Origin of the sequence: Pseudomonas sp. R1-18 (assembly GCF_051132095.1) — a bacterium.
Taxonomy (GTDB): Bacteria; Pseudomonadota; Gammaproteobacteria; order Pseudomonadales; family Pseudomonadaceae; genus Aquipseudomonas.
On the sequence record NZ_CP071658.1, the window covers coordinates 132,662 to 147,525 of the forward strand.

12 protein-coding genes are annotated in these 14,864 nt (G+C 60.7%); 1 reads left to right on the forward strand and 11 read right to left on the reverse strand.

What is annotated here, in order from left to right:
• Positions 1–5: 5 nt before the first annotated feature.
• The 11 genes from J3P77_RS00615 to tssA all read right to left on the reverse strand — a co-directional run bounded on the left by J3P77_RS00615 (position 6) and on the right by tssA (position 13,081).
• Positions 6–1,940 carry a type VI secretion system tip protein VgrG gene (locus J3P77_RS00615; protein ID WP_434678924.1) on the reverse strand — a complete coding sequence of 645 codons (1,935 nt, stop codon included), beginning with the start codon at positions 1,938–1,940 and terminating at the stop codon, positions 6–8.
• Positions 1,941–2,212: 272 nt separating this feature from the next.
• Entirely contained in the window at positions 2,213–4,891 is a 2,679-nt protein-coding gene (gene tssH, locus J3P77_RS00620) for a type VI secretion system ATPase TssH (RefSeq protein WP_434678926.1), read from the reverse strand.
• Positions 4,884–5,936, reverse strand: a complete 1,053-nt coding sequence (gene tssG / locus J3P77_RS00625; RefSeq protein ID WP_434678927.1) for a type VI secretion system baseplate subunit TssG — start codon at positions 5,934–5,936, stop codon at positions 4,884–4,886. Before tssG ends, tssH begins: the two co-directional genes overlap by 8 nt.
• The gene (tssF, locus tag J3P77_RS00630; protein ID WP_434678929.1) at positions 5,900–7,759 is read right to left on the reverse strand and encodes a type VI secretion system baseplate subunit TssF; all 1,860 of its coding nucleotides are present in this window, start codon (positions 7,757–7,759) and stop codon (positions 5,900–5,902) included. The genes tssG and tssF overlap by 37 nt, the downstream gene beginning before the upstream one ends.
• Positions 7,756–8,268 carry a type VI secretion system baseplate subunit TssE gene (gene tssE / locus J3P77_RS00635; protein ID WP_434678930.1) on the reverse strand — a complete coding sequence of 171 codons (513 nt, stop codon included), beginning with the start codon at positions 8,266–8,268 and terminating at the stop codon, positions 7,756–7,758. Before tssE ends, tssF begins: the two co-directional genes overlap by 4 nt.
• The gene (locus J3P77_RS00640) at positions 8,265–8,723 is read right to left on the reverse strand and encodes a hypothetical protein (protein WP_434678932.1); all 459 of its coding nucleotides are present in this window, start codon (positions 8,721–8,723) and stop codon (positions 8,265–8,267) included. The genes tssE and J3P77_RS00640 overlap by 4 nt, the downstream gene beginning before the upstream one ends.
• On the reverse strand, positions 8,720–9,175 hold the full coding sequence (locus J3P77_RS00645) for a type VI secretion system amidase effector protein Tae4 (protein WP_434678933.1): 456 nt from the start codon (positions 9,173–9,175) through the stop codon (positions 8,720–8,722). Before J3P77_RS00645 ends, J3P77_RS00640 begins: the two co-directional genes overlap by 4 nt.
• An 87-nt stretch (positions 9,176–9,262) precedes the next feature.
• Positions 9,263–9,751, reverse strand: coding sequence for an Hcp family type VI secretion system effector (locus tag J3P77_RS00650; protein WP_434678935.1), 489 nt, complete (start codon positions 9,749–9,751; stop codon positions 9,263–9,265).
• A 188-nt stretch (positions 9,752–9,939) separates the two neighbouring features.
• Complete coding sequence (tssC, locus tag J3P77_RS00655) at positions 9,940–11,433, reverse strand: type VI secretion system contractile sheath large subunit (RefSeq protein ID WP_434678937.1); 1,494 nt, start codon at positions 11,431–11,433, stop codon at positions 9,940–9,942.
• 15 nt (positions 11,434–11,448) lie between these two features.
• The gene (gene tssB, locus J3P77_RS00660; RefSeq protein WP_434678939.1) at positions 11,449–11,964 is read right to left on the reverse strand and encodes a type VI secretion system contractile sheath small subunit; all 516 of its coding nucleotides are present in this window, start codon (positions 11,962–11,964) and stop codon (positions 11,449–11,451) included.
• 94 nt (positions 11,965–12,058) lie between these two features.
• Entirely contained in the window at positions 12,059–13,081 is a 1,023-nt protein-coding gene (gene tssA, locus J3P77_RS00665) for a type VI secretion system protein TssA (RefSeq protein WP_434681819.1), read from the reverse strand.
• Between the two features lie 390 nt (positions 13,082–13,471).
• On the opposite strand from tssA, the gene tagH reads away from it, so the two are divergent.
• Positions 13,472–14,863, forward strand: coding sequence for a type VI secretion system-associated FHA domain protein TagH (tagH, locus tag J3P77_RS00670; protein WP_434678940.1), 1,392 nt, complete (start codon positions 13,472–13,474; stop codon positions 14,861–14,863).
• Position 14,864: the final 1 nt, after the last annotated feature.

Consider the following 14,864-nt stretch of genomic DNA (forward strand, 5'->3'; position numbering starts at 1 on the left):
TCTCGTTATTTGGGCTTGGGAAAGACGGCTGCGATGTTGGCGTCGATGGACGCTTTGACGCCTTGGCCTTCAGGCGTCGCATCGGCTCCTTTCCCGTTGTTCAGGTGCAGTACGCCGCCAGTGTTGAACTGCGCGTCGCCACTTGCGTGGAAGCTGATCTGCACACCACAGAGGTTGATCTGGCCGCTGGCGTTGAGCTCCAGCACACTGGCACCGCAGACCAGCCGCAGGTTTTCGCCCACCTCGATCAGGTAGCTCTGGCTGATGCTATCGGTCTTGCTTTTTCCGACTGCCAGCACATCCTCTTGCCTGACGATGCGCACCCGGTTATTACCGATCAGCACCGTCTCGTCGTGGCCAATGCTTTTGACGCGGTCGTGGCCGACGGAGTGGCTTTCATCTGCCTCGACCACGATGTCCTGATTGCGCTCGGCATGGATGTACAGCTGCTCGGCACCCTTCTTGTCCTCCATACGGATTTCGTTGAAGTTGGCCGGCGTGCCGCCCTTGCTGGAGCGACTCTTCATGCCGCTCTGGGTGGCGTTGGCCGGCAAATCGTAGGGCACGGTCTGCTCGGCGTTATAGACACGGCCGGTGATGATCGGGCGGTCGGGATCACCTTCGAGAAAGCTGACGATCACTTCCTGGCCGATCCGCGGGATCTGCATCGACCCCCAATTCTTGCCTGCCCAGGCCTGCGAGACGCGAATCCAGCACGAGCTGTTCTCGTTGGATTGGTCGTGGCGGTCCCAATAGAAGTGCACCTTGACGCGGCCAAACTGGTCGGTCCAGATTTCCTCGCCAGCGGGCCCCACCACCAAGGCGGTCTGCGGACCTTTGACGACCGGGCGCGGTGTGTCGGCCAGTGGCCGAAAGCTCTGCTGGGCGTCGATGCAGGTCAGGCTGCTCTCAAACTGGACGCCAGCGCTTCCGGCTCCGGTTTCCAGACTTTCCTGGGCGATGTAGTAACGCGCGCCCACAATCAGGTATTCGCGGTTCTGATCCTGGCGGCCGAATCCGCTCATGCTGAACAAGTGACCGGCGCCCAGCCCTCGCGCATTGCCGCTCAGCTCTACGCGCTCGTGCAGACTCTGCAGCGCTTCCAGGCGGGTGCGGGCGTAATGTTCGCCGTCCTGGCTTTGCACATAGGTGCCGGGGTAGTCGTACAGCGGGTAATCGCCCGCAGTGTGCGGCCGGGGCATCGCCGAGCGTACTTCGATGCTCGCGCTGGGCCGCTGAAAGTCGTAATCGTTGAGCTCAAGCGATCCAGGCTGGACTTCCTGAGCCAGCCGCCAGTCGTTGATATGGTCGCGTTCCCGGTGCTGGCCGTCAGGCGGGAAGTAGGGCACCGATTCATAGCCAGGAACCGGCTGGTGCGCGCCGTATGCGTCAGCCAGAACCAGAACGTGCCTGTCCTTCTCGTGGCGGAAGAAATAATAGATGCCTTCCTGTTCCATCAGGCGGCTGACGAAATCGAAGCTGCTTTCGCGATACTGAACGCAGTATTCCCACTCGCGATAAGGGCGGCTGAGTGCGTCCTCGAAGTCAGAAAAACCCAGATCGCGGAACACCTGCTTGATGATTTGCGGGATGGTCTGGTTCTGAAAGATCCGGCAGTCGGAGGTGCGGGTGAGCAGCCACAGCCAGGGCCGCAACGTGACCTGATAACTGGCGAACTGGCCGCGCTCGACGTTCTGACTGCAGCGCGCCACGATGCCGTGGAAATACCGTTGGCCACTGCCGGCCAGTTGCAGTGCCAGGCTCATTGGCTTGCCCAGCAACTGGTTGAGGTCGATGCTGCCGTCCGAAGACGTCAGTTGCAGGTCGTAGCTGAACAGCCGGCCCAACTCATCGCCGCCACTCATGTCCTTGAGCAGCAGCACATCGGGCCCCAGCGGGCTGGTGACCTGCGCCAGGCGGGTGAGTTGCTGGAAGTTCATCGGTTATCTCGTTGCATTGATTTCATGGCATTTTCGAGAGCATTGTCTTTGTCGCTGAAGATGTGGCGGCGCAACCGGCCTTTCGCCAGCAAGACGGATCGCCGCCCGCTGGCTCCCACAGGACCGTGGCACACCAGATGCTTGCTTGTGGGAGCGGACTTGTCCGCGAAGGCGTACTTCCAGTCGGCACACCAGATGCAGCTGTACCGGCCTCTTCGCCAGCAAGCTGGCTCCCACAGAACCGTTGCCACGGGATTGGTACTGCACGGTCATCAGGTCTCGTCACTGAACTGGTAATGCAGATCGTTATCCCGCTGGCTGATGCGCACGCCGGCCAAGGCTTTGCCTTCGAGCATGCGGGTCAGGAACTCGCGGCTCATGTCCGGCAGCAGTGTGTTGGTCAGGATGGTATCGATCATGCGGCCGCCGCTTTCGGTCTCGGTACAGCGCGACACGATGAGGTCGATGACCTCGTCGTCGTAATCGAAAGCGACTTTGTGAGTGCTCTCGACGCGTTTCTTGATGCGGTCCAGCTGCAGGCGGGTGATGGCCTTGAGCATGGTGTCGCTGAGCGGGTAATACGGAATGGTCACCAGACGACCCAACAGCGCGGGCGGGAAAATTTCCAGCAGCGGCTGGCGCAGCGCCTTGGCGATGGCTTCAGGGTCCGGCACGTCCAGAGCGTCCCTGCACAAATGGGAAATCAGCTCGGTGCCGGCGTTGGTGGTCAGTAGAATCAACGTGTTCTTGAAATCGATGACCCGGCCTTCGCCATCCTCCATCACGCCCTTGTCGAACACCTGAAAGAAAATCTCGTGCACGTCCGGGTGGGCTTTTTCCACTTCGTCGAGAAGCACCACGCTATACGGCTTGCGACGCACGGCCTCGGTCAGTACGCCGCCCTCGCCGTAGCCGACGTACCCCGGTGGCGCGCCCTTGAGCGTCGAAACCGTATGGGCTTCCTGGAATTCGCTCATGTTGATGGTGATCACGTTCTGCTCGCCGCCGTACAAGGCTTCGGCCAGCGCCAGCGCGGTTTCGGTTTTGCCTACGCCGGAAGTGCCGGCCAGCATGAACACGCCGATGGGTTTGCCAGGATTGTCCAGCCCGGCGCGGGAAGTCTGGATACGCTTGGCGATCATCTGCAGCGCGTGATCCTGACCGATAATGCGTTTCTTGAGGTGGTGATCCAGGTTGAGGACGGTTTCCAGCTCATTGCGCGCCATGCGGCCCACCGGAATACCGGTCCAGTCAGCCACCACCGAGGCCACGGCCTGGTAGTCCACGGTCGGCAGGATCAATGGGGCCTCGCCTTGCAGTTCGCTCAAGCGTTGCTGCAACTGCATCAATTGCTCGCGCAGTGTCTTGCCCTGGTCAGTGTCGGGATCACTGTCGACCGCACCCGCGGTTTCGCGCAGTTGGGCGCGCAGAGCGAGCAGTTCGTCGACCAGTGCTTTCTCGTCGGCCCAGCGCGTTTCCAGTTCGGCCAGACGTTTCTGCTCGGTCAGCAGCAGTGCCTCGACACTGGTTTGCCGCGAGCCGATGTCGATGCCAATGGCCTGTTCACGGGCGATGATCTGCAGTTCGGTTTCCAGGGCTTCGATTCGCCGGCGGCTGTCATCGACCTGCGCCGGAACCGCGTGCAGGCTGATGGCGACGCGGGCGCAGGCAGTGTCCAGCAGGCTGACGGATTTGTCTGGCAACTGGCGCGCCGGGATGTAGCGATGAGAAAGCTTGACCGAGGCCTCCAGCGCTTCGTCGAGGATCTGCACCTGATGGTGCTGTTCCATGGTCGACGCGACGCCGCGCATCATCAGCAGAGCCTTGTCTTCGGATGGCTCGGCCACTTGCACGACCTGGAAGCGGCGAGTCAGGGCAGGGTCTTTTTCAATGTGCTTTTTGTACTCGGCCCAGGTGGTAGCCGCGACCGTGCGCAATGAGCCGCGCGCCAATGCAGGCTTCAACAGGTTGGCCGCGTCGCCAGTCCCCGCAGCGCCACCGGCGCCGACCAGCGTGTGAGCCTCGTCGATAAACAGGATGATCGGCTTGGGCGAGGCCTGCACGTCTTCGATGACCTGGCGCAGACGCTGTTCGAATTCGCCTTTCATGCTCGCGCCAGCCTGCAACAGGCCAACGTCCAGGCTGCGCAGCTCGACGTCCTTGAGCGCGGGCGGAACGTCACCGGCCACAATACGCAGTGCAAAGCCTTCAACCACCGCGGTTTTGCCGACGCCGGCTTCGCCAGTCAGAATCGGATTGTTCTGGCGGCGGCGCATGAGGATATCCACCAGCTGGCGAATTTCCTCGTCGCGGCCCACGATCGGGTCGAGCTTTCCGCTACGCGCCTGTTCGGTGAGGTCCACGGTGAATTTTTTCAGTGCTTCCTGTTTGCCCAGGGCGCTGGGTGACATCGCGCCGCTGGCTTCGCCCGGTACGGCACCGGCGTTGAAACCGTCGCTGGCGCTCAGGGCGTTTTCCGGCGAGTCGCCGACATACTCGTCAAAACGCTCGCTCAGGCTCTCGACCTTGACCTTGTCAAACTCCGAAGACAGGCCCAGCAGCGCATGACGCAGGCTTGGCGTCTTGAGAATTCCGACCACCAGATAGCCGGTGCGGACCTGGCTTTCACCGAACATCAGGCTGCCGTATACCCAGCCGCGCTCGACCGCTTCCTCGACATGGGACGACAGATCGGTGATCGACGTCGAGCCACGCGGCAGGCGGTCCAGAGCTTCGGTCAGGTCACGGGCCAGACGCGCGGGTTCGATATTGAACTGGCGCACGATGCGATGCAGGTCCGAGTCCTGAAGCTGCAGGAGCTGATGGAACCAGTGCGCCAGTTCGACATACGGATTACCCCGCAACTTGCAGAATACGGTCGCGGCTTCGATGGCTTTGTAGGCCACGCTGTTGAGTTTGCCGAACAGTGCCGCGCGGCTGATTTCACCCATGTTCATTGCTCCCTGAAAGTTGTGCGGACGTTGTCTGGTCGGCGTAATGCCGGGCCAGGATCAAGTCCCTGGCATCGTGAGCGGGCCTGCCCAGCCAGGTGTTGAACCCCAGCCGCTGCCGCCCGTTGAGTTGGAAGAGCGGCACTTCGTGCTGCTCCAGAATCAGGTTCAGGTCCCAGTCCAGTTCGTGGCCCAGGTACTCGGCAACCCAGGCAACCAGTTCCTTGAAAGGCTGGCCGTCCGGCAACATGCCCATGTAATCGGCAAGCTTCAAAGGCCCCAGGCGAACACGGAATTTGTGCTGACGGTCCCACACATAACGGCCCAGGCAGAAATCACTCCCCAACCGGTTGGAGCTGACGCCCAGACGACTGCGCTCGGGCAGTTCGAGCCACTGGCCGACGTACTCTTCAATCTCCACCGGCAGTCCGAAGTACTCCGCCAGAATGGCCCGCAGGCCGTCCGGGTAACGGGTCTGGGCCGCGAGGTGCCCGCTGAAATGCAGCTTGGCGGTGTCAGGAATGACGCTCTGATCACGCAGGCTCGACATGCCCCGGCCACTGAGCGCGGCGAGACGCGCGGACCAGTAATCGTCATCGGGGCGGTCGTGGCTGACGGTCGGGCGCGCCTCGGCCCAGGCCCGATAGAACAGACTGAGCAGACGATGATGAAACACATCCAGAAAACGCTTGCTGGCACTGTCGGCGTTGTTGCGCTGGCGCTCGCGCACGTACTCGGTAATGTGCAACGGCAGCGGGCCGTTGGGACCGCCGAGGCCGAAGAAGAATTGCTCCAGACGCGCCGGCTGGCCATCGCTTGCCGGTTTCACCGATGCCAGCGTGGATGGCGCGAATGAGCTTTCCGGCTGCTGGCCCAGGCGCAGCGGGTCATCGGCCAGGCGCACCGAGTGACCGAAGCGCGGCAGCTGGGGCGATTCGCACTCGATACGTCGCAGAGCCTGGAAGAAATCGTATTCCCAGGGCTGCTCGTGCATGTCGGTCAACGTATTCACAGGGTCGGACGGCGTCCGGGCTTGGCTTTCCATCGCATGATCTCGCCGCGTTCGGTGGTACGAATCACCGTCTCGGTAAAACTGTTGATCGACACATAACGTGCCAGGAAACGCTCGAACACCGCGCCAAGCAAAAACACGCCGGTGCCGCGGAAAGCGTTTTCGTCGAATTTCAGAGTAATTTCCAGGCCGCGACCGAACACGATTGGGCCGGGCATCGGCAGACGTCGGGTACAGGGCTTGCTGCTGACTTCCAGCAGGCCTTCGATCTGCAACTGCAGGGCCGCGTCATGGTCGTCGCCATACAGGCGCAACAGTTCGCGCAAGGCCGCAGCGCCCTGACCTTGTTCGCTCAACGACAGGTAGTTGAGCGAGAGCTGGCTGATCAAGCGCCACGCCTTGTTGTCGTGAGCATGGCTGGCGCGCGGTCGGCTCGGTCCGGCAAGACAGCGAATGGCCGACACCGGCGCGCTGTCGGCCAGGGTGAAGTCCGATTTACCGCTGCCCACGCTCATGAACAATGGCAGATCCCGGTTCGTACACAGCGCACTCAGGCCCAGCTGCCGCAGGTCGTGCCTGTAGGGCGCTTGCTCGCTGTCGACCAGGCTGATGAAGGTTTCACTGCCGACGTAGGTCGAGCGTGTGCCACTGCGGCGTTGCTCGCTGGAGAGCACGCGAGGCTCGCGGCGCAGGATGTACCAGGCCTTGTCACGGCCGTAACGTGACGGGTCACGCACCGCATAGAACGGCAGGAAAGGCTGATCCGGGCCAGTGCCGTGGCCGGTCACGGATTTGAGCGAGTGGATCTCGAAATCCATCGGCCGGGTTCGGTCGGCGATGGCATGGTGTTCGTGGACACGGTCGGACAGGTGAATCCGATCCAGACGGCGAGGGAACAGGTTGATCGCAGGCGTGCAGAACGGCACGAATTGTTCGGCACCGATACTGCTTTCCAGGCTCTGGTCGAAGCGATCGAACAATACGATCAGCTCCAGTTCCTGACCGTCGCAGCGCTGTACGGCGCGGGTCAGTTCAGCGAACTCAACGAACAGAAAACGCTGGGGCAGGGCGAAGTATTCCTGCAGCAGGCGATAACCCTGAAAGGCCTGGGGCACTACCGGCAGGGCGGCTTCACGGTCATCGAAACCACAGGGTCGCAGTGCGTCTGCCGGCAGGCGTTCCGCCCAATTTCCTCCCGGCTGGCGTGCGAAGACGGCGCAGGCGTTGCCCAGCAGTTGTTCATAAAGCCGGAACGGTTGCTCGTCCGAGCCGCTGAGATAAAGCGGAAGGCTGTGCAAGTTCAGCTTGTCGAACGTCAGCTCGGCACCGGCCCGCAAGGTGATGCGCAAGCCTGCCTTGGCCTTCGGCTCGCTCGCCGCCAGACGACCGAGCACCGCTGACGGGTTGCCGAAATATTCGGCGTCGCTGACCTTCAGCGGCCACAACGTCACCTCATGGGCGGTGCGATATTCGCATGATGTCTGGGAGTCGCGGCCCAGCGCGCCCCGCAGCACGCTGTCGCGCGGCAAGGTGAAACCCTGGCTCAGCGAGCCCTCATCCGGATCGGCCTGCATCTGCACCACGGTCATCGACGGCGTTGGTGCCAGATAATGCGGGTAAGCGATTTCCAGCAGGTTGTGGGTAAAAGTCGGGTACTCGGCGTCGAGCTTGAGCTGCACGCGCGCAGTGAGATAAGCGAAGCCTTCGAGCAGGCGCTCGACATAGGGGTCCGCACAGTCCAGCCCGGACAAGGTCAGGCGACCGGCGATCTTCGGGTACTCGCGGGCGAACTCGGCGGCACTCTCGCGTATGTGCTGCAGTTCCTGGTTGTACAGCCCGAGCAGGCGCGGGTTCATGAATGTCTCCGTGAGTCGGCCGGCAGTACCTTGACGTGACCGGTTTCCAGGTCCAGTTCGGTGCGCAGCAGCAAGGGCAAGGCCACTGGTTGTGCCCACAGATCGCCCTGAATTTCGAAGCTCAAGGCGTTGTGGTTCATCTGGTCACGGCCGATCCGCGCGCGAACGCTCAGGGTATGCGCGAGGATGCGCGGCTCGAAGGTGACGATTGCCCGATGGATCAGACTTTCCAGTACGCCGATGTCGACGCTCGAAGCACTGTTGCCCGCCAGCGGCGGCAGCCCGTAATTCACCACAGAGGTTCCGGCGTGGGTGTTCAGCGTCGCGTCGGCATCGAGCAGCGATGTGGTGTTCAACAGCCAGGCAAGATCACGCAGCACCGATGCTTTCAGCTGGTTCAGGGACAACACCCGCTTGTCCGCGCTTTCCTGCGGATTGGCCGGGTCGTCGTCAGTGAGGCGGTCGAGCAGGGAAGGTTGCAGGCGCTCGCGCGGAGTCAGGTCGTTCACCAGTCAAACATCGCCGTAAACGCTTTCTGGTCCCAGTGCGCGGGGCCGCATGTTGCGATCCGCCCTACCGGCGCAGCCTCCAGCTTGCCGTTGAGCAGGCGTACAGGTTGTCGGTCCGTCTTGCAGTTTCGGCTTGGCGGCGGCATCGGTTCACTGCGCTCGACCATCAGGATCGGAGTCTGTTTGAAGCTCTCGATCCGCAGCTGGTGCGCTTGATCTTCGCTGAACCGACATGGCCACTGCATATCCAGTTTCAGCGGCGGATGCCCTTCGTAGTTCAGAACGCAAACCCCCTGGGCGTCATCCAGGCTGACCGTTCTGGAGGCAAAAACGCCTCTGGTAACGCCTTCGGCCGCAGCAGTATGCGCAGTGTCGGAGTGAACCTCTGCCGCACAGGCGCTGAGGCTCACGGTGAGGCAAGCGAGCAAGGTGGCGACGGGGAATTTGCGCATCATTTCAGCTCCCAGAACCATACTGCTTTGGCCCGGTGAAAGTAATCGCCGGTCTGGGTCATGCCTCGATCCCACAGGTCTATGTGATCTCCGCTCGGATGGCCTTCGGCGTCATTGGGCTGCTGATAAAAATCCTTGAAGAAAATAATGCCTGTCTTGCTCAGCAGTTTGACGCGATCCGCGGCGCCGTTTTTGTAGATGACAGGCGCGCCCAGATGCTGTTTTTTCCACAACCAGTTGGCGAGTGATTCCGCACCACGGGCGTGCCCGTGTGCGCAACGCGGCTCGCTGTAGGTTGATGAATTGACCGGCAGCCCGCGCTCGTTGCATAGCGCGACGCTCAGACGGATGGCGCACTGGTTGAGCCACGGGCCGTCGCATGGCTTGTGGTCGGGGTGCGCGACTTTCAGATCATCATAGGCTTTCCAAAGATTCACGAATGAAGGTCTGGCCATGAATCTGTTTCCTTACAGAAATTGAAGGTGGATGACACGGTCGCCGATACCAGCGTCCCCGGCCTGTAACGCCGGGGACGCCAATACTCAGCGCTTGGTATTGGAACGGATGTTCCAGCCGTATTTGACCGGGCCGCCTTCCTTGGAACCGTCGGCTTTCTGTGGCTGGTAGTCGACAGTGACCTGAGCGAAGTTCAGGGTGATGTTCTCCACCATGCGGTCATCGCCGCCCGAACCGCCGGTGCTCAGAGAAGTGATGATCACTTCTTCGAGGTTGATGATCAGATACTCGACCTGGCTCTCGCCACCGGCCTTGCGCACGGTCAGCTTGACCTTGTCGATATGCTTGCCGCTGGAGCAATGCATCATCAGGTTCGGCGTGGCCTTGTCGATATGCTTGGTGATCGACAGGTCCTGAATGCTCACCTTACCCGCACCGCCGCCGGTGCCCTGATGCATGTTGCCGGTCTGGGACATACCCCAGCTCCAGTTCAATACGTCGATTTCGTCCTTGTGGGCCTTGTCCATCGACTCGCCCTTGATGTCACCGATCTTGATGAAAATATCGACAGCCATGTTTTCTCCTTGTGTGGCATGGGCCACTGAGTTGATTGATCGCACCCGGACATGAACTGTAGGAGCGGACTTGTCCGCGAAGAGGCCGGTACAGACGCAATGTTTGCGCGGGTAACAGCTTCGTCTTCGCAGACAAACGGAGCACTGCCCGCTCCGCTCCTACCTATGCCGTCTAGAGCATCTTTTCTTCAAGCACCCTTCGCCGAAGGCAGCTTCGAGACCAGACGCAGCGAGACGGTCAGCCCTTCGAGCTGGTAGTGCGGCCGCAGGTAGAAGCGCGAGTTGTAATAACCCGGATTGCCTTCGACGTCCTCGACCACGACTTCCGCGGCCGCCAGCGGGTGCTGCGCCTTGGTGGTTTCGGTGGAGTGCGCAGGATCGCCATCGACATAGTTGAGGATCCAGTCCTGCAGCCAGCGCTGCATTTCGTCCTTCTCTTTGAACGAGCCGATCTTGTCGCGCACGATGCACTTGAGGTAGTGCGCAAAGCGGCAAGTGGCGAACAGATAAGGCAGACGCGCGGCCAGGTTGGCGTTGGCGGTGGCATCCGGATCGTCGTACTCGGCAGGCTTCTGCAACGACTGAGCGCCGATGAACGCCGCGAAGTCGGTGTTCTTCTTGTGCAGCAGCGGCATGAAACCGTTCTTGGCCAGTTCAGCCTCGCGACGGTCGGAGATGGCGATTTCGGTCGGGCACTTCATGTCCACGCCGCCGTCGTCGGTCGGGAAGGTGTGCGCAGGCAGATTTTCCACCTCGCCACCGGACTCCACGCCGCGAATGCGCGAGCACCAGCCGTAGTGCTTGAACGAGCGGTTGATATTGACCGCCATGGCGTAGGCCGCGTTGGCCCAGGTGTATTTGGCGCTGTCGGCACCGTCGGTGTTTTCTTCGAAAGCGAAGGCTTCGACCGGATCAGTCTTGGCACCGTAGGGCACACGAGCCAGGAAACGCGGCATCGTCAGGCCGATGTAGCGGGAATCTTCCGACTCGCGCAGCGAACGCCAGCCCGCGTACTCAGGCGTGGTGAATATTTTGGTTAGATCGCGCGGGTTGGACAGTTCCTGCCACGAACCCATGCCCATGACGGTTGGCGAAGCGGCGGCAATGAACGGCGCATGCATCGCCGCGCAGATCTTGGACAGTTCGCCCAGCAGCTCCACATCCGGAGGGGACTGATCGAAGTAGTAATCGCCCACCAGGCAGCCATACGGCTCGCCGCCGAACTGGCCATATTCTTCTTCGTACATTTTTTTGAAGATCGGGCTCTGATCCCACGCCGTACCCTTGAACTTCTTCAGGGTCTTGTGCAGCTCCGGCTTGGAGATATTCAGGACGCGGATCTTTAGCTGCTCGTCGCTTTCGGTGTTGTTGACCAGATAGTGCAGACCACGCCAGGCGCTTTCCACTTGCTGGAAGTCGGGGTGATGGATGATCTGGTTCACCTGTGCCGTGAGCTTGGCGTCGATGGCGGCAATGATCGACTCGATCGATTTGATCGCATCGTTGGACACCAGATCGGTCTGTGCCAGCGCCTGCTCGGCCAGCGTGCGCACAGCGGTTTCCACCGCTTCACGAGCGCGCTCGGTCTTGGGTTTGAATTCCTGAAGCAGCAGCGAGGCGAATTCGCTGGTCTGTTCCGTGGCCCCTGGCTGGGCCTGATTTTCGCGACTCAATTCGGTCATGATCTGTGGTCCTGATTACGCGTTGGGCTCGGAGTCCTGAGGCTTTGGCGCACTCGCCAGGGCCTGGAGCAGCGCGGGGTCCTTGATGGCTTTCATGATGATTTCTTCCGCACCGGTCTTGCCGTCCATGTAGGTCAGCAGGTTGGCCAGCTGCGTCCGCGCTTCGAGCAGCTTGTTCAGCGAGTCGACCTTGCGGGCCACGGCGGCCGGGCTGAAGTCATCCATGCTTTCGAAAGTCATATCCAGGCTCAGATTGCCTTCGCCGGTCAGCTCGTTGGGCACGTTGAATGCAACGCGTGGCTGCATCGCCTTGAGGCGCGAGTCGAAGTTGTCGACGTCGATTTCCAGGAACTTGCGGTCCGCGACCGGAGCAAGCGGCTCGACAGGCTTGCCGGCCAGATCGGCCATGACGCCCATGACAAAAGGCAGCTGGACCTTTTTCTCGGCCCCATAAAGCTCGACGTCATATTCGATCTGGACGCGAGGCGCGCGGTTGCGCGCAATGAACTTCTGAGAACTGGTTTTCGCCACGTTGCTCCTCCTGGTCGCTGTTGCGACGATGTTGGCGTCATCGGTCGGTGCCGGTAACGGGATTGCGTGGCCCGGGCTGGGACACCATCAGGTGTCAGTCAGCTTCGGGCCCGCGCAAGTTTTCGAATTGGGACATGCCGTCCGGAATCAGATTGCGCACGATGGTCTCGAAGTCTGCGTGTGCCAGCTTCTTGGCCCGGTTCAGCAGCATCGGCAACGGGCTTGATGGCTCATGGCGGGCGTAATACGCCAGGATCTCATCGAGGCTGCGGACCACGTCGTCGCGGCTGCCGATTCCGGCTTTCGACCGAACAGCACTCGCAGGCTGCGCCGTGCCGACCGGATCATCGGCTGGCGATTCGCTGTCTGCAGACGGCTGCTCGTGCTCATCCTGCGTCGCTACCAGCTCGCCGAGCACCTGCAAGGCTTGCTTGAGCGGCTGTTTCAAGGCCGACAGATCGACGCCTTGCGCCGAGCCCACTTTGTCGGAGACCAGGCGCTCGATGGCTTCTGCCGCCGCACGGGCGTCGTTGAGCGCAGCCCGAGTGGCATCCAGCTGCTGCGGATCACTATCACGCAACGCGCCCGACAGCTCTTCAATACTCAGGTGCTCGTCGCTGAAAGACTGCAAACCGCTGGCACTGAGGGCCGCGCGCAATGTGATGTTGCCGAACGCACGGGAGCGGATCAGCACACTCTCGCGCAGCAGACGCACGTTGGTGTCACAGGCCAGCCCGGACAATGCATTGACCCGGACGGTCGGGTCGTTGTCGTCATCGGCATCGAGCTGCGGGTAAAGATCGGCCCAATACTGTTCGAGCAGTTGCTGGATCAGAGACAGACTTGTGCTCAGACCGGCAACGCCTTCCAGAGCCAGTGCGCTCTGCAAAAGGAAGTGGGTAATTCGCAAGTCTTTACTGCGCTGCAGCAAAGCCACACTCGTCTGCTCGATGGCGCGCCATTGAGGAGGTTCGGCTGGTTGAATTGCATCGCCCATGACGCGCTCCGGTTTGCCTTGGGCGTCGCGCTCCAATTGCAAAAAGTCCGGGTCGTATTCCAGATCGTCGCCACAAGGAAAGTTGGCGGAAATGGCGGCAAGCAACAACGGGACATCCACCAACATCGATCTCCTTATCAAATCAGATGATGTATTGCTGTGCTTTAGGAAAAATTCTTGAACAAGTTCTCAAAACGGTTGCCAGTTATGATTGAGTGATATCAGAATGAGATCACAGCGATGCTGGCGTTGTGCATTTTTGGTGTAGTACAGATGCGTTGTCAAGGTTAAGCTATACGCCCCTTGTTGCGCTTAGCGCGCTAACGACGGGGAGTGTGAGGGCTTTCACAATACTGTGTCATTCTCGTGAACATACGCTTGAAAGCCCTGGAACAGACAGCTGCAAAATAGAAAATAATGATGGAATCGTTTCGTCCGCAGCGCATGTCCATGCGCCGGGCACACTTTCTATATTGAATTGTTCATGCGCGATATATGCAGGGAGGCGCAATGTCGCTGTGCTTGACTATCACTAGTTACCACAAGATCACCCCCGGACAATGTCCTGAGAAATCAATGGACATGGGAGTGATGGCAATTGGCCGCGGTCAAGAAAATGACTGGATACTTCCTGACCCGGAACGCCTTGTTTCGCAAAAACATTGCGTCATCCAATACAAAGACGGTCGTTATTATTTAACCGACCTCAGTACCAACGGCGTCGAACTGGTAAACGCCGGTATCCGTTTGCGGCGCGGTAACAGTGAGCCGTTGCAGGACGGCGAAGTCATTCGCATTGGTGAGTATGAAATTCGGGCGCGTATCGACTTCGACATGCAGTTGAGCAACGTTGACCAGCCAGGTGGCGATACATCCAACAGTTTCGAGGCGCTGATGGCGCGGCAAGGCAGCCCGGCGCCCGTGAGCGCACCGTCAGTTGCAGCGCCTCCCGCGGCAGCGCATTTTCTGGGTGGATCTTCTCAGGATACGTTCCCCGACCTGTTCGATTTCCTCACGCCGTCGAGCGTTGCTCCGCCCACTCAGTCTGACCATGTGCCTGCCGAACAACATGATTTTCGCCCGCCTGCGCCTATCGTTGCACCTGCAGCGCAGAAACCTGCGCCGAGCGTGGGCGTCATTCCCGAGGACTGGGACCCGTTGGCCGACATTGCCCGGCCGGCTCCTCCTGTTGTCGAACCAAGGCCTGAACCGATTATTCCGGCGCCTGTACTCGCCAAGTCCGAGCCCGAGCCCGAGCCCGTAGCCGCCGTTGCCGAGCCGGCCATCGCGTCAGCGCCAACTGGCGCCAGACCGGATCTGCTCATGGCGTTCCTGCGGGGTGCCGGGCTCGATCAGTTGCGTATCGACACCGAGCAGGCTGAAGAGCAGATGGAAGCCATCGGGCGTAGCTACCGGCTGGTGGTCGAAGGGCTTATCGATGTATTGCGCGCGCGGACCAGCCTCAAGGCTGAATTTCGCATGCAGCAGACGATGATCCAGCCGGTCGAAAACAACCCGTTGAAATTCGCCCCCAACGCCGACGAAGCGCTGTTGCTTCTGCTGCGTCGCGGCAGCCAGGCATTCATGGCGCCTGAACAGGCCGTCCGTGACAGTTTCGATGACTTGCGAGCTCATCAGCTGGCGGTGATGGCAGGCGTCGAGGCCGCCATCAAGCACTTGCTCAAACGCTTCGAGCCCGCAGAGCTGGAGGCCCGAATGGGCGACAAGGCCGCGGGTCTGTCGAGCCTGTTTGGAGGCTCGCGGCAGGCGCAGTACTGGCAGCAATTCACCACGCTCTACAGCAAGATTTCCCGCGAAGCCGAAGACGATTTTCAGGATCTGTTCGGCCGCGAATTCAGTCGCGCCTACGAAGAACACAGTGCGCGGCTGCGTCGTTCCTGAA